General features: G+C 52.3%; 13 protein-coding genes, 2 tRNA genes and 4 rRNA genes. 15 read left to right on the forward strand and 4 right to left on the reverse strand.

All coding sequences use genetic code 11. The annotated features are described in order from the left end of the window. Nucleotides 1-36: 36 nt before the first annotated feature. From rsmB to def, 3 genes are all read right to left on the reverse strand, one after another. Nucleotides 37-1,326 (reverse strand): 16S rRNA (cytosine(967)-C(5))-methyltransferase RsmB, encoded by a 1,290-nt coding sequence (gene rsmB / locus ACX9GT_RS01995; protein WP_473189586.1) that lies wholly within the window; start codon nucleotides 1,324-1,326, stop codon nucleotides 37-39. A 71-nt stretch (nucleotides 1,327-1,397) separates the two neighbouring features. After that, nucleotides 1,398-2,342, reverse strand: a complete 945-nt coding sequence (gene fmt / locus ACX9GT_RS02000) for a methionyl-tRNA formyltransferase (RefSeq protein WP_473189587.1) — start codon at nucleotides 2,340-2,342, stop codon at nucleotides 1,398-1,400. Between the two features lie 17 nt (nucleotides 2,343-2,359). After that, nucleotides 2,360-2,869, reverse strand: a complete 510-nt coding sequence (gene def / locus ACX9GT_RS02005; RefSeq protein ID WP_473189588.1) for a peptide deformylase — start codon at nucleotides 2,867-2,869, stop codon at nucleotides 2,360-2,362. 132 nt (nucleotides 2,870-3,001) lie between these two features. Between def and dprA the strand changes: the two genes are divergently transcribed. The 5 genes from dprA to aroE are packed head-to-tail and all read left to right on the forward strand — an operon-like array spanning nucleotide 3,002 to nucleotide 6,547. Continuing rightward, entirely contained in the window at nucleotides 3,002-4,123 is a 1,122-nt protein-coding gene (gene dprA / locus ACX9GT_RS02010; protein ID WP_473189589.1) for a DNA-protecting protein DprA, read from the forward strand. Beyond that, nucleotides 4,095-4,568, forward strand: coding sequence for a DUF494 family protein (locus ACX9GT_RS02015; protein ID WP_473189590.1), 474 nt, complete (start codon nucleotides 4,095-4,097; stop codon nucleotides 4,566-4,568). The genes dprA and ACX9GT_RS02015 overlap by 29 nt, the downstream gene beginning before the upstream one ends. A 26-nt stretch (nucleotides 4,569-4,594) precedes the next feature. Further along, a complete protein-coding gene (locus tag ACX9GT_RS02020; protein ID WP_473189591.1) occupies nucleotides 4,595-5,140 on the forward strand; it encodes a DNA topoisomerase family protein in 546 nt (181 codons plus the stop codon). Between the two features lie 7 nt (nucleotides 5,141-5,147). Beyond that, nucleotides 5,148-5,717: an L-threonylcarbamoyladenylate synthase type 1 TsaC gene (gene tsaC / locus ACX9GT_RS02025; RefSeq protein ID WP_473189592.1), complete on the forward strand. Its 570-nt coding sequence runs from the start codon at nucleotides 5,148-5,150 to the stop codon at nucleotides 5,715-5,717. 11 nt (nucleotides 5,718-5,728) lie between these two features. After that, on the forward strand, nucleotides 5,729-6,547 hold the full coding sequence (gene aroE / locus ACX9GT_RS02030; RefSeq protein WP_473191483.1) for a shikimate dehydrogenase: 819 nt from the start codon (nucleotides 5,729-5,731) through the stop codon (nucleotides 6,545-6,547). A gap of 47 nt (nucleotides 6,548-6,594) precedes the next feature. Here the strand turns inward: aroE and ACX9GT_RS02035 are convergent, their stop codons facing one another. Then, nucleotides 6,595-7,137: a gamma carbonic anhydrase family protein gene (locus ACX9GT_RS02035; RefSeq protein WP_473189593.1), complete on the reverse strand. Its 543-nt coding sequence runs from the start codon at nucleotides 7,135-7,137 to the stop codon at nucleotides 6,595-6,597. Nucleotides 7,138-7,666: 529 nt separating this feature from the next. Between ACX9GT_RS02035 and ACX9GT_RS02040 the strand changes: the two genes are divergently transcribed. The 10 genes from ACX9GT_RS02040 to aceK all read left to right on the forward strand — a co-directional run bounded on the left by ACX9GT_RS02040 (nucleotide 7,667) and on the right by aceK (nucleotide 19,386). Then, nucleotides 7,667-9,207 (forward strand): 16S ribosomal RNA (locus ACX9GT_RS02040). A 144-nt stretch (nucleotides 9,208-9,351) separates the two neighbouring features. Then, nucleotides 9,352-9,427, forward strand: a tRNA-Glu gene (locus ACX9GT_RS02045). 248 nt (nucleotides 9,428-9,675) lie between these two features. Further along, a 23S ribosomal RNA gene (locus ACX9GT_RS02050) occupies nucleotides 9,676-12,585 on the forward strand. 121 nt (nucleotides 12,586-12,706) lie between these two features. Next, nucleotides 12,707-12,822 (forward strand): 5S ribosomal RNA (rrf, locus tag ACX9GT_RS02055). Nucleotides 12,823-12,835: 13 nt separating this feature from the next. After that, nucleotides 12,836-12,911: transfer RNA gene (locus ACX9GT_RS02060), tRNA-Thr, on the forward strand. Between the two features lie 50 nt (nucleotides 12,912-12,961). Then, nucleotides 12,962-13,077 (forward strand): 5S ribosomal RNA (gene rrf / locus ACX9GT_RS02065). The 16S, 23S and 5S rRNA genes sit together here with 2 tRNA genes alongside, the layout of an rRNA operon. 189 nt (nucleotides 13,078-13,266) lie before the next feature. Beyond that, nucleotides 13,267-14,196 carry a homoserine O-succinyltransferase MetA gene (gene metA / locus ACX9GT_RS02070; RefSeq protein WP_473189594.1) on the forward strand — a complete coding sequence of 310 codons (930 nt, stop codon included), beginning with the start codon at nucleotides 13,267-13,269 and terminating at the stop codon, nucleotides 14,194-14,196. A 387-nt stretch (nucleotides 14,197-14,583) separates the two neighbouring features. Beyond that, nucleotides 14,584-16,182 (forward strand): malate synthase A, encoded by a 1,599-nt coding sequence (gene aceB / locus ACX9GT_RS02075; protein WP_473189595.1) that lies wholly within the window; start codon nucleotides 14,584-14,586, stop codon nucleotides 16,180-16,182. A gap of 49 nt (nucleotides 16,183-16,231) precedes the next feature. Next, nucleotides 16,232-17,539 (forward strand): isocitrate lyase, encoded by a 1,308-nt coding sequence (gene aceA / locus ACX9GT_RS02080; RefSeq protein ID WP_459400303.1) that lies wholly within the window; start codon nucleotides 16,232-16,234, stop codon nucleotides 17,537-17,539. A gap of 74 nt (nucleotides 17,540-17,613) precedes the next feature. Continuing rightward, complete coding sequence (aceK, locus tag ACX9GT_RS02085) at nucleotides 17,614-19,386, forward strand: bifunctional isocitrate dehydrogenase kinase/phosphatase (RefSeq protein ID WP_473189596.1); 1,773 nt, start codon at nucleotides 17,614-17,616, stop codon at nucleotides 19,384-19,386. Nucleotides 19,387-19,392: the final 6 nt, after the last annotated feature.

A 19,392-nucleotide genomic window follows, 5' to 3' on the forward strand; every position in this document is an offset into this window, starting at 1 on the left:
CGCTATTTGTAGGCGCACTGAAGTGCGCCCTGATAGTTACATTTTAATCAGCTTAGCGTAAAAGAAGCCATCACCATCCTCAGGATGAGGAAGATTTTGCCTGCCTGGTGATTGATTATCACCCGTTTCTACCAATTTGGCATCGCTATGGCGCTGTAGGAAAGCGGCTATCTGTTCACTGTTCTCCTGCGGCAGAATAGAACAGGTCGCATATACCATCACGCCACCTGATTTTAAATGTGGCCAGATAGCCTCCAGAATTTCGCCCTGTAGGCTGGCTAACTCGGCGATATCGCTGTCCCGGCGTAGCCATTTGATATCTGGGTGGCGGCGAATGACGCCGGTAGCGGAACAGGGGGCATCCAACAAAATGCGGTCGAACTGCTTATCGCCGCACCATTCCGCGGGCGTACGGCCATCGCCCACTTTTACTTCAGCATGAAGACGCAAGCGTTGCAGGTTTTCTTTTACCCGGCCCAAACGTTGCTCATCAATATCGACGGCCATTACATGGGCTTTCGGTGCGGCTTCCAAAATATGGGTGGTTTTGCCACCCGGCGCAGCACATAGATCGAGGATCTGTTCGCCGTCTTGTGGATCCAGTAGATCGACACAGCCCTGAGCGGAAGCATCCTGCACGGTGACCCAACCGTCAGCAAAACCCGGCAGATCCGTCACGGCGCAAGGAACCAGCAAACGTACCGCATCGCGATATTCATTATGTGGCTCAGCGGCGATGCCTGCCTGTTGCATCAACTGTAGGTATTCTTCACGGCTATGGTGTAGGCGATTAACGCGCAACCACATTGGGGGTTTCTGATTGTTGGCATCAACGATCTGTTCCCAGTTGGCAGGATAGGCCTGTTTGATACGCTTGAGCAGCCAGCTTGGGTGCAGGTAACGGCTTTCGTTATTGGCGGCGCGTTGCAGTAACTCTTCCTGTTGGCGCTGAAACTGACGCAGAACGCCATTTATCAGGCCTTTCAACTGCGGGCGTTTCAGGGCAACTGCGCCTTCTACGGTCTCCGCCAGCACTGCATGGGGTGGAATGCGGGTATACAGTAACTGATACAGGCCGACCATCAGCAAATAATGCAGCGTACGCTGCTTGCCAGTCATCGGTTTGGCCATTAATTGCTGAATGCACCATTCGAGCTGCGGCAGTACCCGCAGCGTGCCGAAACAAAGTTCCTGCAACAGCGCACGATCCTTGTCGGAAATGTTCTTTTGTAATGCTGGCAGAATCGTGCTGAGTGACTGCCCTTGATCCAGCACTTGGCCGATGGCTTTGGCTGCGTGGCTTCGGAGATTGTAATTGTTTTTCATAGGCTGAAGCTGATAACGATCGGCGTTAAGAGAGAAACAGCCCGGCAACGGTAACCGGGCAAGGGGCGTTTTTATAACCGGTTACCCGGAGTGAACCATTCGCGGCGTGAATTTAACAAATCCTGCGCCGACATCGGCTTTTTACCTGCTGGCTGCAATTGTGTCAGGTTCAGAATACCGTCAGCGGTGGCAACTTGAATGCCTTGTTTGTCGGCATGAACGATAGTACCTGGCTGCGCGCCGGATGTTTCGGCCAAAACCGTCGCTTGCCAGACTTTCACCGGTTGATCTTCGATGGTGAAATAGCTGACTGGCCATGGGTTGAAAGCACGAATGCAGCGCTCAAGCTGTGCCGCTGACAGGCTCCAGTCCAGTCGTGCTTCTTCCTTGCTCAGCTTTTCAGCGTAGGTGACCCGCGTTTCATCTTGCACCTCGCGTTTCACCGTACCGGAAGCCAATTGTTGCAGCGTTGCCAGCAACCCTTGTGGCCCCAGCTCCGCCAACTTGTTGTACAGGCTGGCGCTGGTATCAGTGGTTTCGATCGGGCAACTGATCTTGTGCATCATATCACCGGTATCAAGACCCACATCCATCTGCATGATCGTTACGCCAGTTTCGTTGTCGCCAGCCCACAAAGCACGTTGGATCGGTGCCGCGCCACGCCAGCGTGGAAGCAGGGAACCGTGAACATTGATGCAACCCAAGCGCGGCATCTCCAGAACGGCTTTCGGCAGTATCAAGCCATAAGCAACCACCACCATGATATCGGCGTTGAGATCGGCAACCAGGTGCTGATTCTCTTCCAGGCGCAGTGATTTAGGCTGAAACACCGGGATCTGATGCTGTTCCGCCAACACTTTGACCGGGCTTGGCGTCAGTTTGTTACCACGGCCCGCTGGGCGATCGGGCTGAGTGAAAACGCCAACAATCTGGTGCTCAGATGACAGCAGCGCGTCGAGGTGACGCGCTGCGAAGTCTGGAGTTCCGGTGAAAATAATCCGTAAAGAGTCAGACACGTTAGTTTCCTGATCGGTTAGGCACGGGCGTTAAGCTTGGCCATTTTTTCCAGTTTCTGACGGATACGCTGGCGTTTAAGCGGAGAAAGGTAATCGACAAACAGCTTACCGACCAGATGATCCATTTCATGCTGGATACAAATAGCCAATAGCTCATCGGCTTCGAGCTCAAAAGATTGCCCTTCGCGGTTAAGCGCACGGACCTTTACTTTCTCTGCCCGTGGCACCAGAGCGCGATGCTCAGGAACGGAAAGACAACCTTCTTCGATCCCGGTTTCACCGTGTTTTTCCAGCAGTTCCGGGTTGATCAGCACCAGCGGTTCGTCGCGGTTCTCAGAAATATCAATGACGATAATGCGCTGATGAATATCTACCTGTGTTGCAGCGAGGCCAATACCTTCCTCTGCGTACATGGTTTCAAACATATCATCCACGATGCGCTGGATATCTGCATTGAATTCTTTTACCGGGGTTGCAACTTTGCGCAGCCGCTCGTCTGGGAAATGTAATACTTGCAAGACTGACATATATCTTTAGATCTGTATCCGAGTGATAAAAGGTAGTTAGCTTCTATTCTAGACATTTCCTGGCCTGATTGACAGCATCGTTGACCAATTGCACCCATGGGCAATACCACATTTTCAGCGAGGGAATGCGCGATGCAGCCAGAGGAAATCGCTCTACGTATGCATGCTGTGACGGGGATAAGTGCGCAGCAAGCCAGCCAAGTTATCGTTCAGTTGATCGCAGAAGGTAGCGATCCTTACCCGCTATTAAAGCCGCTGGGTTTGAATAATAAACAACAGGAGCAATTCCGTCATGTCCCCGCGCATTATCTGCGGGTAACGCTCAAATGGTTGGAGCAGGCAGGAAATCAGATGATGATTTACGGTGAGCCTGGTTTCCCTGAGCTTTTGACTCATATTGCCGATGTGCCGCTATTGCTGATGGTGAAAGGAAATCCCACAGCCTTACAGTTACCGCAAATCGCCATGGTGGGCAGCCGCCAGTTCAGCCACTATGGCGAGCATTGGGGAAATCACTTTGCCACCGGGTTGGTGCATTGTGGTTTCGCCATCACCAGCGGATTAGCCATCGGCATTGACGGTATTTGCCACCGTGCAGCCTTGGCAGCTCAAGGAGTGACGATTGCCGTATTGGGCAGTGGCCTGGCCAATATCTATCCGCGCCGCCACCGGCATCTTGCTGAACAAATTGTTGAGCAGGGCGGTGCGGTGGTTTCTGAACATCTGGCTACGGATTTACCTCTGGCCGACCATTTTCCCCGTCGTAACCGAATTATCAGTGGCTTGAGCATGGGAGTGGTGGTCATTGAAGCTTCATTGCGCAGCGGTTCCTTGATTACCGCACGTTGTGCGTTGGATCAGGGGCGTGAAGTCTTCGCCCTGCCGGGAGCGCTGGGTAACCCGATGAGTGAGGGGACACACTGGTTGATTCAGCAGGGAGCGAGCTTGGTTACCGGCCCGAAAGATATCGCTGAACAACTGGGAAGTGGCCTGCATTGGTTGTCCGTGAACGAAAATACAACTATTTCTGCATCTGAGGCCCAAGTTGAATTGCCATTTGCCGATGTGTTGGCTAACGTAGGAGATGAGGTGACACCTGTTGACGTCGTCGCTGAACGTGCCGGCCAACCTGTGCCAGAGGTGGTAATCAAGTTACTCGATCTGGAGTTAGCAGGGTGGATCGCAGCTGTACCCGGCGGCTATGTCCGATTAAGGAGGGCAGGCCATGTTCGACGTACTCATGTACTTGTTTGAAACGTATATCCACAATGAGCCAGAGATGTCTGTTGATCAGGATACCTTGACCGCCGATCTTGCCGAAGCAGGATTCGATCGGGATGATATCTACAACGCGTTGAATTGGCTCGAGAAGCTTGCAGACCTCCAGGAAGGTGAGAATGCGCCCTACTTTATGGATGCCGATCCGCTGGCAATGCGGATCTACACCGAAGAGGAAAGTGTGCGTTTGGATGCCGGTTGCCGTGGTTTCCTCTTGTTCCTAGAACAGATTCAAGTATTGAACCTCGAAACCCGTGAAATGGTCATCGATCGTGTTATGGCTTTGGATAACACGGAATTTGATCTCGAAGATCTGAAATGGGTGGTGTTGATGGTGCTGTTTAATATCCCCGGATATGAAAGTGCTTATCAGCAAATGGAAGAACTGTTATTTGAAGTAAACGAAGGTTATCTGCACTGAGCCGATAACAAGCATAGAAAGAAGTTATGACAAAACCAGCGATTTTTGCCACCAGGCAAAATGAACCCTGTCCGGAATGCGGGGCCGAATTGGTGATCCGTAGTGGTCGCCACGGCCCCTTTCTTGGCTGTTCCCACTATCCTGAATGCCAATATATCCGGCCGTTGAAAGCGCAGGCTGACGGCCATATTGTCAAGGTTCTGGAGGGGCAGGCGTGCCCAAAATGTCAGGCGACGCTGGTGTTACGCCAGGGGCGTTATGGCATGTTCATCGGTTGCGGAAACTATCCCGAGTGCGATCATACCGAAGTGATCGATAAACCGGATGAAACCAGCATTGCCTGCCCACAATGCGGTCAGGGTAAATTGCTGCAACGCAAATCACGTTATGGCAAGGTGTTCCACTCTTGCGATCGCTATCCGGCCTGCCAATTTGCCCTCAACTTTAAGCCTATCGCCGGTGAGTGTGCTTTTTGCCACTATCCGTTGCTGATGGAAAAGCGTACGGCAAAAGGCCCAACCCTCTTTTGCGCCAGTAAATTGTGCGGAAAACCCGTCGTTACCACAGAATAATCACGCTATGAGCTCAGAACAAACTTCCGCATTTGCGCCTATTATAGAAGCGCTGAAAAATCAGCTGGTCATTGCTTATCCAACAGAGGCTGTATTCGGTTTGGGGTGTGACCCAGACAGTGAACGGGCTGTCAGTGAGTTGCTGGCATTGAAGCAGCGCCCTTGGGAAAAAGGCTTGATCCTGGTTGCTGCTGATTATTCGCAATTAACGCCTTATATTGATGAACACGTATTGAGTGAACAGCAGCGTGCGGCGATTTTTGCCAGTTGGCCTGGCCCGGTGACTTGGGTGATCCCCGCCAAGCAGCAAACGCCGCGATTCCTGACCGGCCGCTTCAACTCGCTGGCGGTTCGCGTTAGCGCTCATCCCCTGGTGCAACAGCTCTGCCGTCAGTTTGGTAAACCGCTGGTCTCAACCAGTGCCAACTTAAGCGGTCAGGAGCCGTGCCGTACTGTTGCAGCAGTGAAGCTGCAGTTTGGCGAATCTTTCCCGGTGCTGGCTGGCCACGTTGGCGGGCGCCTGAATCCTTCTGAAATCAGAAATGCTTTGACGGGCGAGCAAATCCGTCAGGGATAGAGGTCATGTTAATGGAGAAGTTCGCGGTATTCGGTAATCCCATTGCTCATAGCAAATCTCCCCGCATTCATGCGCTGTTTGCCGAACAAACCCAGATAGATCATCCCTATGGGGCCGTGCTGGCACCGTTGGATGGATTTGAGTCAGTGCTACAACAGTTTATTACTGAGGGGGGAAAGGGAGCCAATGTCACCGTCCCTTTTAAAGAGCGTGCCTACGAAGCATCAAGTGAGTTAAGTGACAGGGCGGCAATAGCGGGTGCGGTGAATACGCTCAAGGTATTGCCGGATGGCCGTTTGTTAGGTGATAACACCGACGGTATTGGCCTGTTGACCGATCTTGAACGTCAACAACTGATCCAGCCCGGCGATCGTATTCTGCTGGTGGGGGCGGGTGGTGCTGCACGGGGAGTTATCCTGCCATTACTCTCTTTTGGCTGTGAAGTGGTGCTTACCAACCGTACCCCCAGCCGCGCACAAGAATTGGTGATGCTCTTTCAACATTTGGGTGAGATCGTGTCATTGCCGATGGATCAACTCGATCAACCACACTTTAACTTGGTGATCAATGCAACCGCTTCAGGGATCAGTGGTGAGATCCCGGCGCTGCCAGCAAGTATTGTGAATAGCACAACCCGTTGTTACGACATGTTCTATCAGCAAGGAGAGACACCATTTCTTGCTTGGGCAAAAAAACAGGGGGTGAAACATTATGCCGACGGCTTGGGGATGCTGGTGGGGCAGGCAGCACATGCTTTCCTGTTATGGCATGGTGTTATGCCGGAGATCGAGCCAGTGCTATTCACGTTGCGCAGAGAAATGGCGGTTTAAATAACGGCCCCGCTCTAGGGAATTGGAGTGGGGCGTTTAATATTGGATTAGATATCTTTGGAAAGGTATTCGTCTTTCCAGCGTACATAATTGTTGGATGAGTAGACTAACCCTTCCCGTTCAGCCAGCGTTAATGGCCTTACCTGTCGTGCTGGGCTGCCGACATAGAGATAACCGCTCTCTAGACGTTTGCCCGGGGCAACCAAACTGCCAGCGCCAATCATCACATCATCTTCTATGACTGCCCCGTCCAACAGGATCGAACCCATCCCTACTAAAACCCGGTTGCCGATAATACAGCCATGCAGCATGGTTTTATGCCCGACGGTGACATCTTCACCAATCAATAGAGGGTAACCTGCTGGATTGTAGTCGGATTGATGTGTCACATGCAGGACGCTGCCATCCTGGATGTTACTACGTGCACCAATCCTCACGGCATTTACATCTCCGCGGATGGAAACCAACGGCCAGATACTGACGTCATCGGCCAGTTCAACGTTACCGATCACGACGCTGGAAGGATCGATCATCACACGCTGACCGAACTGGGGAGAATAATGAAGATAAGAACGTACTGTATCGGACATGGTATAGCCTCGCGTCAGGATCATATTTACCGGCAATACTAGACTTTGATGATGGAATTACAACCAGGTAACACGCCGGATCCTGTGGAAAACAGCCCGGATCGGATAAGATCCACGCTAAAGGGCTGAAAAGTACGCAGTCAGAAAGAAAAGATCTAAAAAGGGCTTGTGGAAAAAACGAGGATCCCTATAATGCGCCTCCATCGACCAGGAACATGTGAACAACTTCACAGAGTCTCCAGGGTCGCAAGGAAAAAACCTGAAAATTAAGGTTGACTCTGAAAGAGGAACGCGTAATATACGCCACCTCGAGTTAGCAAGCGAAAGCGCGTAACTCACTGCTCTTTAACAATTTATCAGACAATCTGTGTGGGCACTCACAAGACGATATCCAGCTGCTTCGGCAGCAAAAAAATATCAAGTCTTGAAGAGTGACCAAAGCAGTAAGCATTTGAACTTCGGTTCAAATGTCTATTTGCAGAAAGTAATCTTTGAGCATCGCTTAACTGGTTTAAGCAAATCGAACTTTTAATTGAAGAGTTTGATCATGGCTCAGATTGAACGCTGGCGGCAGGCCTAACACATGCAAGTCGAGCGGTAGCACAGGGAGCTTGCTCCTGGGTGACGAGCGGCGGACGGGTGAGTAATGTCTGGGAAACTGCCCGATGGAGGGGGATAACTACTGGAAACGGTAGCTAATACCGCATAACGTCTTCGGACCAAAGTGGGGGACCTTCGGGCCTCACACCATCGGATGTGCCCAGATGGGATTAGCTAGTAGGTGGGGTAATGGCTCACCTAGGCGACGATCCCTAGCTGGTCTGAGAGGATGACCAGCCACACTGGAACTGAGACACGGTCCAGACTCCTACGGGAGGCAGCAGTGGGGAATATTGCACAATGGGCGCAAGCCTGATGCAGCCATGCCGCGTGTGTGAAGAAGGCCTTCGGGTTGTAAAGCACTTTCAGCGAGGAGGAAGGGTGTGGTGTTAATAGCGCCATGCATTGACGTTACTCGCAGAAGAAGCACCGGCTAACTCCGTGCCAGCAGCCGCGGTAATACGGAGGGTGCAAGCGTTAATCGGAATTACTGGGCGTAAAGCGCACGCAGGCGGTTTGTTAAGTCAGATGTGAAATCCCCGCGCTTAACGTGGGAACTGCATTTGAAACTGGCAAGCTAGAGTCTTGTAGAGGGGGGTAGAATTCCAGGTGTAGCGGTGAAATGCGTAGAGATCTGGAGGAATACCGGTGGCGAAGGCGGCCCCCTGGACAAAGACTGACGCTCAGGTGCGAAAGCGTGGGGAGCAAACAGGATTAGATACCCTGGTAGTCCACGCTGTAAACGATGTCGACTTGGAGGTTGTGCCCTTGAGGCGTGGCTTCCGGAGCTAACGCGTTAAGTCGACCGCCTGGGGAGTACGGCCGCAAGGTTAAAACTCAAATGAATTGACGGGGGCCCGCACAAGCGGTGGAGCATGTGGTTTAATTCGATGCAACGCGAAGAACCTTACCTACTCTTGACATCCACGGAACTTGGTAGAGATACCTTGGTGCCTTCGGGAACCGTGAGACAGGTGCTGCATGGCTGTCGTCAGCTCGTGTTGTGAAATGTTGGGTTAAGTCCCGCAACGAGCGCAACCCTTATCCTTTGTTGCCAGCACGTAATGGTGGGAACTCAAAGGAGACTGCCGGTGATAAACCGGAGGAAGGTGGGGATGACGTCAAGTCATCATGGCCCTTACGAGTAGGGCTACACACGTGCTACAATGGCATATACAAAGAGAAGCAAACTCGCGAGAGCCAGCGGACCTCATAAAGTATGTCGTAGTCCGGATTGGAGTCTGCAACTCGACTCCATGAAGTCGGAATCGCTAGTAATCGTAGATCAGAATGCTACGGTGAATACGTTCCCGGGCCTTGTACACACCGCCCGTCACACCATGGGAGTGGGTTGCAAAAGAAGTAGGTAGCTTAACCTTCGGGAGGGCGCTTACCACTTTGTGATTCATGACTGGGGTGAAGTCGTAACAAGGTAACCGTAGGGGAACCTGCGGTTGGATCACCTCCTTACCGAACGATATTGATTGAGTGAGTGTTCACAACAGATTGTCTGATGAAAAAGTAACGAGCAAAAGCGCGACCTGTTGAGGTAATGAGTCCTGGACTCATGCTGATACGAGAAACGGTTAAACCCTGGGTTTAATCGGATTTTGTGTCCCCATCGTCTAGAGGCCTAGGACACTGCCCTTTCACGGCTGTAACAGGGGTTCGAATCCCCTTGGGGACGCCATCCGATAATGCGTGAAAGACATTATCACCGGTTATTTAAACCGAAAAAATCGTAAAGATGACTCTCACGAGTCGTGTTTACGATATTGCTCTTTAACAATCTGGAACAAGCTGAAAATTGAAACCTGACAGCAGAACCTTATCCCTCCGTAGCGTTATTGGGGTAAGAAGTACCCTGTCAGAGAGTCTCTCAATGATTTACAGCACGACTGTTGTCTTCTGTTTACAGGAAACACCTTCGGGTTGTGAGGTTAAGTGACTAAGCGTACACGGTGGATGCCTAGGCAGTCAGAGGCGATGAAGGGCGTGCTAATCTGCGAAAAGTGTCGGTAAGGTGATATGAACCGTTATAACCGGCAATACCCGAATGGGGAAACCCAGTGCAATCCGTTGCACTATCATGTCATGAATACATAGTGGCATGAGGCGAACCGGGGGAACTGAAACATCTAAGTACCCCGAGGAAAAGAAATCAACCGAGATTCCCCCAGTAGCGGCGAGCGAACGGGGAAGAGCCCAGAACCTGAATCAGTTGGTGTGTTAGTGGAAGCGTCTGGAAAGTCGCGCAGCAAAGGGTGATAGCCCCGTACACTAAAATGCATCAGCTGTGAGTTCGATGAGTAGGGCGGGACACGTGACATCCTGTCTGAATATGGGGGGACCATCCTCCAAGGCTAAATACTCCTGACTGACCGATAGTGAACCAGTACCGTGAGGGAAAGGCGAAAAGAACCCCGGCGAGGGGAGTGAAACAGAACCTGAAACCGTGTACGTACAAGCAGTGGGAGCCTCTTTTATGGGGTGACTGCGTACCTTTTGTATAATGGGTCAGCGACTTATATTTTGTAGCAAGGTTAACCGTATAGGGGAGCCGTAGGGAAACCGAGTCTTAACTGGGCGTCTAGTTGCAAGGTATAGACCCGAAACCCGGTGATCTAGCCATGGGCAGGTTGAAGGTTGGGTAACACTAACTGGAGGACCGAACCGACTAATGTTGAAAAATTAGCGGATGACTTGTGGCTGGGGGTGAAAGGCCAATCAAACCGGGAGATAGCTGGTTCTCCCCGAAAGCTATTTAGGTAGCGCCTCGTGAACTCATCTTCGGGGGTAGAGCACTGTTTCGGCTAGGGGGCCATCCCGGCTTACCAACCCGATGCAAACTCCGAATACCGAAGAATGTTATCACGGGAGACACACGGCGGGTGCTAACGTCCGTCGTGAAGAGGGAAACAACCCAGACCGCCAGCTAAGGTCCCAAAGTCATGGTTAAGTGGGAAACGATGTGGGAAGGCATAGACAGCCAGGATGTTGGCTTAGAAGCAGCCATCATTTAAAGAAAGCGTAATAGCTCACTGGTCGAGTCGGCCTGCGCGGAAGATGTAACGGGGCTAAACCATGCACCGAAGCTGCGGCAGCGACGCTTAGGCGTTGTTGGGTAGGGGAGCGTTCTGTAAGCCGTTGAAGGTGGTCTGTGAGGGCTGCTGGAGGTATCAGAAGTGCGAATGCTGACATAAGTAACGATAAAGCGGGTGAAAAACCCGCTCGCCGGAAGACCAAGGGTTCCTGTCCAACGTTAATCGGGGCAGGGTGAGTCGACCCCTAAGGCGAGGCCGAAAGGCGTAGTCGATGGGAAACGGGTTAATATTCCCGTACTCGGTGTTACTGCGAAGGGGGGACGGAGAAGGCTAGGCTGGCCGGGCGACGGTTGTCCCGGTTTAAGCGTGTAGGGGGAGAGAATTGGTAAATCCGTTCTCTTATTCAACCCTGAGGCGTGATGACGATGCACTACGGTGCAGAAGCAGTTGATGCCAAGCTTCCAGGAAAAGCCTCTAAGCTCCAGGTAACACAGAATCGTACCCCAAACCGACACAGGTGGTCAGGTAGAGAATACCCAGGCGCTTGAGAGAACTCGGGTGAAGGAACTAGGCAAAATGGTGCCGTAACTTCGGGAGAAGGCACGCTGGCGCGTAGGTGAAGTCCCTTGCGGATGGAGCTGAAGCCAGTCGCAGATACCAGCTGGCTGCAACTGTTTAATAAAAACACAGCACTGTGCAAACACGAAAGTGGACGTATACGGTGTGACGCCTGCCCGGTGCTGGAAGGTTAATTGATGGGGTTAGCCGCAAGGCGAAGCTCTTGATCGAAGCCCCAGTAAACGGCGGCCGTAACTATAACGGTCCTAAGGTAGCGAAATTCCTTGTCGGGTAAGTTCCGACCTGCACGAATGGCGTAATGATGGCCAGGCTGTCTCCACCCGAGACTCAGTGAAATTGAACTCGCTGTGAAGATGCAGTGTACCCGCGGCAAGACGGAAAGACCCCGTGAACCTTTACTATAGCTTGACACTGAACATTGAGCCTTGATGTGTAGGATAGGTGGGAGGCAATGAAGTGTAGACGCCAGTCTGCATGGAGCCAACCTTGAAATACCACCCTTTAATGTTTGATGTTCTAACTCGGCCCCCTAATCGGGGGTGAGGACAGTGTCTGGTGGGTAGTTTGACTGGGGCGGTCTCCTCCCAAAGAGTAACGGAGGAGCACGAAGGTTAGCTAATCACGGTCGGACATCGTGAGGTTAGTGCAAAGGCATAAGCTAGCTTGACTGCGAGAGTGACGGCTCGAGCAGGTACGAAAGTAGGTCTTAGTGATCCGGTGGTTCTGAATGGAAGGGCCATCGCTCAACGGATAAAAGGTACTCCGGGGATAACAGGCTGATACCGCCCAAGAGTTCATATCGACGGCGGTGTTTGGCACCTCGATGTCGGCTCATCACATCCTGGGGCTGAAGTAGGTCCCAAGGGTATGGCTGTTCGCCATTTAAAGTGGTACGCGAGCTGGGTTTAGAACGTCGTGAGACAGTTCGGTCCCTATCTGCCGTGGGCGTTGGAAGATTGAGAGGGGTTGCTCCTAGTACGAGAGGACCGGAGTGAACGCACCACTGGTGTTCGGGTTGTCATGCCAATGGCACTGCCCGGTAGCTAAGTGCGGAACAGATAAGCGCTGAAAGCATCTAAGCGCGAAACTAGCCTCGAGATGAGTCTTCCCTGGGCCTTTAAGGCTCCTGAAGGAACGTTTAAGACTAAGACGTTGATAGGCTGGGTGTGTAAGTGCAGCGATGCATTGAGCTAACCAGTACTAATGAACCGTGAGGCTTAACCTTACAACACCGAAGGTGTTTTTAGAGACGAAATATTGAAGTTTTAATTTTCAGCGATGTTCCTAGATTGGTTCCGGTGGTTGCGTGTGAAGACATGTGACGGCTTGGAATGAAACAGAATTTGCCTGGCGGCAATAGCGCGGTGGTCCCACCTGACCCCATGCCGAACTCAGAAGTGAAACGCCGTAGCGCCGATGGTAGTGTGGGGTCTCCCCATGCGAGAGTAGGACACTGCCAGGCATCAAATTTGTGTGCTGATATGGCTCAGTTGGTAGAGCGCACCCTTGGTAAGGGTGAGGTCCCCAGTTCGACTCTGGGTATCAGCACCACTTTATTGAAGTGGTTTAGAAGTTCGGCAGAAAAAAATTAAAAGAATTTGCTTGGCGGCAATAGCGCGGTGGTCCCACCTGACCCCATGCCGAACTCAGAAGTGAAACGCCGTAGCGCCGATGGTAGTGTGGGGCCTCCCCATGCGAGAGTAGGACACTGCCAAGCATCAATTAAGCCGAGAGGCCATCCGCAAGGATGGCCTTTTTGCTTTTCTAGTCTACCAAATCCTCCTTTTCCTCTCTGGCAATGAAACATTTTCACCTTCCTGTTGAAGACTCGACATGGTGCTAAAAAAACGCTATCTTCAGGCATCTAGAAGTCTAAACGTATAAATGGATATGTGAGGGTTTGGCAATGCCGATTCGTGTTCCTGATGAGTTACCTGCGGTGAGTTTTTTGCGCAATGAGAATGTCTTTGTAATGACATCTTCACGAGCAAAAACACAGGAAATCAGGCCGTTAAAAGTGCTTATCCTCAATCTGATGCCAAAAAAAATCGAGACTGAGAACCAGTTTCTGCGCTTGCTCTCCAACTCTCCACTGCAAATCGATATCCAACTGCTGCGTATCGACAGCCGTGAATCGAAGAACACGCCTGCTGAGCACCTGAACAATTTCTACTGCAACTTTGAAGATATTCAGGATGAGAATTTCGACGGCCTGATCGTCACCGGCGCGCCTTTGGGCCTAGTTGATTTCTGCGATGTGGCCTATTGGCCGCAGATCGAACGTGTGATCGACTGGGCCAAGCACCACGTAACCTCCACGCTGTTTGTCTGCTGGGCGGTCCAGGCAGCGTTAAACATCTTGTACGGCATTCCGAAGATGACCCGCGAGGTGAAGCTCTCTGGGGTGTATCAACATCAGACGCTGCAACAGCACGCCTTGCTGACCCGTGGTTTTGATGAAACCTTCCTGGCTCCACATTCGCGCTATGCCGACTTCCCTGCCGACGTTATCCGCCAGTATACGGATCTGGATATTCTGGCCGAATCGGAGCTGGCCGGTGCCTACCTGTTCGCCAGTCGTGACAAGCGCTTGGCATTTGTTACCGGACACCCTGAATACGACACCCTGACGCTTGCGGGTGAGTATTGTCGCGATAACGATGCAGGCCTTAATCCGAGCGTTCCGCTGAATTACTTCCCTAACGACAACCCTGAACTCCCCCCCAAAGCTTCATGGCGCAGCCATGGCCACTTACTGTTTGCCAACTGGTTGAATTACTACGTCTATCAGATTACTCCGTTCGATCTGCGTCACATGAATCCTACCCTCGAGTAACATTTCTTCCTGGCATATGGTGGCTGAATCGAGGCCGCCATGGTCTGTTCTGCAATTTCCCCCTCTATTTTTCAACGCTTTATCATCAATAATTCCTTTTAAAACAACTCATTACACCACTTGGAACGTCTTAACGGAATCGGGTTCCTGGTTTGTTATCAATGATAAATTCTGTAATTTATTGATAATAAAAGGTTAATAAAATATTTAATAAAAAAATGGAAATCGTTTTTGATTTTTGGTTTTTGTTGGTTATTCTAAGATGCAAAAGGGCTGATATCTAACCAATTAGCGGTTGTGTTTTCACCCTGAGTTGCCGTGGTTTCCGACAATAATACTTTGTTCAGTCAGCAATGACGGAGCGGGATGATGGGAAGGAGCAAGACAATGATGCAACAGATAGCAGGCACGGAGTTAACGTTTACGCGGGGTTTCAGTGCGGCTGAGCGACAGGTGTTAACGGATGATGCCGTCGAATTCCTGGCGGAACTGGTGGCGAAGTTTACTCCACAACGCAACAAGCTATTGGCCGCGCGCGCCTGCTGGCAGGAAAACATCGATCGTGGCGGTCTGCCGGATTTTATTTCGGAAACTGATTCCATTCGTAATGGAAGTTGGAAAATCCGCGGCATTCCTGACGATTTACGCGATCGTCGGGTTGAGATTACCGGCCCGGTTGAGCGCAAGATGGTGATCAACGCGCTGAACGCCAACGTCAAAGTGTTTATGGCCGACTTCGAAGATTCGCTGGCCCCAAGCTGGGACAAAGTGATCGAAGGGCAAATCAACCTGCACGATGCGGTGAACGGCACCATTTCCTATACCAACGAAGCGGGCAAGATTTACCAGCTCAAACCGAACCCGGCGGTATTGATCGCCCGCGTTCGTGGCCTGCACCTGCCAGAGAAACATGTGCAGTGGCAAGGCGAAGCCATTCCCGGTGGGTTATTCGATTTTGCCCTCTACTTCTTCCATAACTACCGCCAGTTGCTGGCAAAAGGCAGCGGCCCGTATTTCTATCTGCCAAAAACACAATCCTGGCAGGAAGCAGCCTGGTGGAGTGAAGTATTCAGCTTTACCGAAGATCGCTTCGAACTGCCGCGTGGGACGATCAAAGCGACCGTGCTGATCGAGACTTTGCCCGCCGTATTCCAGATGGACGAAATCCTGTATCACCTGCGCGATCATATCGTCGGGCTGAACTGCGGCCGCTGGGATTACATTTTCAGCTATATCAAAACGTTGAAGAACCACGGTGAGCGGGTACTGCCGGATCGCCAATCCGTCACCATGACCCAACCTTTCCTCAGCGCTTATTCACGCTTGCTGATCAAGACCTGCCACAAGCGCGGTGCTTTTGCTATGGGCGGCATGGCAGCATTTATCCCGAGCAAAGATGCAGAGCAGAATGCCATCGTGCTCGGCAAAGTGCGTGCAGACAAAGAGCTGGAGGCCACTAACGGCCACGACGGCACCTGGGTGGCGCATCCGGGGTTGGCCGATACGGTGATGGAAGTGTTTAACCGCATTCTGGGCGATCGCCGCAACCAGTTAGAAGTGCTGCGTGAGCAGGACGCACCGATCACCGCAGCCCAGTTGCTGGAGCCTTGTGACGGCGAGCGTACAGAAGCGGGGATGCGCGCCAATATCCGTGTCGCGGTGCAATACATTGAGGCCTGGATCTCCGGCAATGGCTGCGTGCCGATTTATGGCCTGATGGAAGATGCCGCCACCGCCGAGATCTCCCGTACCTCTATCTGGCAGTGGATCCACCATGAAAAGAGCCTCAGCAACGGCCAACTGGTGACCAAAGTGCTCTTTCGCCAAATGCTGAAAGAAGAAATGTTGGTAGTACGTGAAGAATTGGGTGAGGCGCGTTACAACGCTGGCCGGTTTGAAGAAGCGACGCGCCTGATGGAGCGTATCACTACGCAAGATGAGCTGATCGATTTCCTGACCTTACCCGGCTACGAATTACTGGCCTGATAAACCGTTCCTGACTATTAACCCTACATTAATCGCAAAGGATAAAAATATGACAACCTCTCGTACCCAACAGATCCAACAGCTGGAACAGGAATGGAAATCAGCACGTTGGGAAGGCATCACCCGCCCATACAGTGCCGCAGACGTGATCAACCTGCGCGGTTCGGTCAATCCGGTCTGCACGCTGGCGCAAAACGGTGCGGCCAAACTGTGGGAGTTGCTGCACGGTAAATCCCGCAAAGGGTACGTTAACAGCTTAGGTGCGCTAACCGGTGGCCAGGCGTTACAGCAGGCGAAAGCGGGCGTAGAAGCGATTTATCTGTCTGGCTGGCAGGTGGCTGCGGATGCGAATACCGCCTCTGCCATGTACCCAGACCAGTCACTCTACCCGGTAGATTCTGTTCCAGCGGTGGTCGAGCGTATCAATAATACCTTCCGCCGCGCCGATCAGATCCAATGGGCGAACCAGATTGAACCGGGCAGCAAAGGTTATACCGACTATTTCCTGCCGATCGTGGCTGATGCAGAAGCCGGTTTTGGCGGCGTGCTGAACGCATTCGAACTGATGAAGGCGATGATTGAAGCCGGTGCCGCAGGGGTACACTTTGAAGACCAACTGGCGGCAGTGAAAAAATGCGGCCATATGGGCGGTAAAGTTCTGGTGCCGACCCAGGAAGCGATCCAGAAACTGGTCGCTGCGCGTCTGGCTGCCGACGTGCTCGGTGTGCCAACCCTGTTGATTGCGCGTACTGATGCCGATGCGGCAGATCTGCTGACTTCCGATTGCGATCCGTACGACAGCGCCTTTGTGTCGGGTGAGCGCACGGCAGAAGGTTTCTTCCGTACCCATGCTGGCATTGAACAGGCGATTAGCCGTGGCTTGGCTTATGCTCCCTACGCCGATCTGGTGTGGTGCGAAACCTCAACCCCAGATCTGGCCGCAGCGAAGCGTTTTGCCGACGCCATTCATGCCAAATTCCCTGGCAAGCTGTTAGCCTACAACTGTTCACCGTCCTTCAACTGGCAGAAGAACCTGGACGATCAGACCATCGCCCGCTTCCAGGATGAGCTGTCTGCCATGGGTTACAAATACCAGTTCATCACCCTGGCCGGTATTCACAGCATGTGGTTCAACATGTTCGATCTGGCACATGCCTATGCTCGCGGCGAAGGCATGAAGCACTATGTTGAAAAAGTGCAGCAGCCGGAGTTTGCGGCCGTCGAACGTGGCTATACCTTTGCCTCGCATCAGCAGGAAGTGGGTACTGGCTACTTCGACAAAGTCACCACCGTTATTCAGGGCGGGGCCTCTTCCGTCACGGCGCTGACCGGTTCGACCGAAGAACAGCAGTTCTAATCTCACCACCGTAACAATGCGTTATTCAGGGCCTGCATTTGCAGGCTCTGCCTCGTGGGCAGGGAGGGGTAAAGATGGTGGCAAAACGGGAGTTGTTGATCGCACAGACGATCTTGCAGGGATTTGATGCACAATATGGTCGCTTTCTAGAGGTCACCGCCGGGGCGCAGCAGCGTTTTGAGCAGGCCGACTGGCCCGCCGTACAGCAGGCGATGAAAAAGCGTATCCATCTTTACGATCACCATGTGGGCCTGGTGGTGGAGCAGTTGAAATGCATCACCGGGCAACGCTATTACGATGCGGATTTCCCCAGCCGGGTAAAGGCGGTGTACACCGAATTACTGCCAGATTATCCACGCTTTGAAATTGCCGAGAGTTTTTTCAATTCGGTTTACTGCCGTTTGTTTAAACACCGTGATTTAACCCCGGACAAACTGTTTGTTTTCAGCTCGCAGCCCGAACGGCGTTTTCGTGATATTCCACGGCCGCTGTCGCGCAATTTCCTGCCTAATGGCGATATGGCGGCGATGCTGCACAGCCTGCTGACCGATCTGCCGCTGCGGCTGCCGTGGGAAGATCTGCCGCGTGATATCGGTTATATCACTCAGGCATTGCAGCGGGGCTTCAACCTCGAGCAACTGACCGGAGCGACGCTTCAGGTGGCCAATGAGCTGTTTTACCGTAATAAAGCCGCCTGGTTGGTGGGCAAACTGCGGCTGGCAGACGGCGTTTATCCGTTCCTGCTGCCGATCCACCGCAGCGATTCCGGCGCTTTGTTTATTGATACCTGCCTGACCAGCAAAGCCGAGGCCAGCATCGTGTTTGGCTTTGCCCGTTCCTACTTTATGGTTTATGCGCCATTACCGGCGGCGATGGTGGAATGGCTGCGTGAGATCCTGCCGGGCAAAACCACCGCCGAGCTGTATATGGCGATCGGCTGCCAGAAGCACGGTAAAACCGAATGTTACCGCGAGTATCTGACCTTTATAGCGCAATCTCAGGAGCAGTTCATTATTGCTCCGGGCGTGAAAGGCATGGTGATGCTGGTGTTTACTCTGCCGTCTTTTGATCGGGTGTTCAAAGTGATTAAAGACGAATTCGCCCCGCAGAAAGAGGTCACGCAAGCTCAGGTGATGGCCTGCTATCAGTTGGTTAAAGAACACGATCGCGTGGGCCGCATGGCGGATACGCAGGAGTATGAGAACTTCGTGGTCGATAAAGCGCGCCTTAGCCCGGAACTGTGGGCGGAACTACAGCTGGAAGTGCCGGAAAAGCTGGAAGATCTCGGCGATCGCGTGGTCATTAAGCATCTGTACATGGAACGTAAGATGACGCCGCTGAATCTGTATCTGGAACAGGCCAACGACCAGCAACTGCATGATGCGATAGAAGAATATGGCAATGCGATCAAACAGTTAGCGGCGGCGAATATCTTCCCCGGCGACATGCTGTTTAAAAACTTCGGCGTGACGCGCCACGGGCGCGTGGTGTTCTACGACTATGACGAAATTTGCTATATGACCGAGGTGAATTTCCGCGATATTCCACCGCCGCGTTACCCGGAAGACGAAATGGCCAGTGAGCCCTGGTACAGCGTTTCACCGAACGATGTCTTTCCAGAAGAGTTTCGCCATTTCCTGTGTGGCGATCGGCGCATTCGCCAGGTATTCGAAGAGATGCACAGCGATCTGTTCGAAGCGGATTACTGGCGCGGGCTTCAGCAAAGAATCAAAGATGGGCATGTAGAAGACGTGTTTGCCTATCGTAAAAAGCGCCGTTTCAGCCAGCGGCTGACTTCAGGTTATGCAGAGGTTCCGCAGGCTGAAGTCATTGGCCGGGCTGGCTGATTTTTG

It is taken from the genome of Serratia sp. YWN4 (genome assembly GCF_055790845.1).

What these genes read in the sequence shown, in the direction of transcription:
- aceK (WP_473189596.1), top strand. Translation starts at nt 17,614, where the DNA reads ATGGTGGCAAAACGGGAGTTGTTGATCGCACAGACGATCTTGCAGGGA.
- rsmB (WP_473189586.1), bottom strand. Translation starts at nt 1,326, where the DNA reads ATGAAAAACAATTACAATCTCCGAAGCCACGCAGCCAAAGCCATCGGC.
- aceA (WP_459400303.1), top strand. Translation starts at nt 16,232, where the DNA reads ATGACAACCTCTCGTACCCAACAGATCCAACAGCTGGAACAGGAATGG.
- ACX9GT_RS02035 (WP_473189593.1), bottom strand. Translation starts at nt 7,137, where the DNA reads ATGTCCGATACAGTACGTTCTTATCTTCATTATTCTCCCCAGTTCGGT.
- dprA (WP_473189589.1), top strand. Translation starts at nt 3,002, where the DNA reads ATGCAGCCAGAGGAAATCGCTCTACGTATGCATGCTGTGACGGGGATA.
- aceB (WP_473189595.1), top strand. Translation starts at nt 14,584, where the DNA reads ATGATGCAACAGATAGCAGGCACGGAGTTAACGTTTACGCGGGGTTTC.
- tsaC (WP_473189592.1), top strand. Translation starts at nt 5,148, where the DNA reads ATGAGCTCAGAACAAACTTCCGCATTTGCGCCTATTATAGAAGCGCTG.
- def (WP_473189588.1), bottom strand. Translation starts at nt 2,869, where the DNA reads ATGTCAGTCTTGCAAGTATTACATTTCCCAGACGAGCGGCTGCGCAAA.
- metA (WP_473189594.1), top strand. Translation starts at nt 13,267, where the DNA reads ATGCCGATTCGTGTTCCTGATGAGTTACCTGCGGTGAGTTTTTTGCGC.
- ACX9GT_RS02020 (WP_473189591.1), top strand. Translation starts at nt 4,595, where the DNA reads ATGACAAAACCAGCGATTTTTGCCACCAGGCAAAATGAACCCTGTCCG.
- aroE (WP_473191483.1), top strand. Translation starts at nt 5,729, where the DNA reads ATGGAGAAGTTCGCGGTATTCGGTAATCCCATTGCTCATAGCAAATCT.
- ACX9GT_RS02015 (WP_473189590.1), top strand. Translation starts at nt 4,095, where the DNA reads ATGTTCGACGTACTCATGTACTTGTTTGAAACGTATATCCACAATGAG.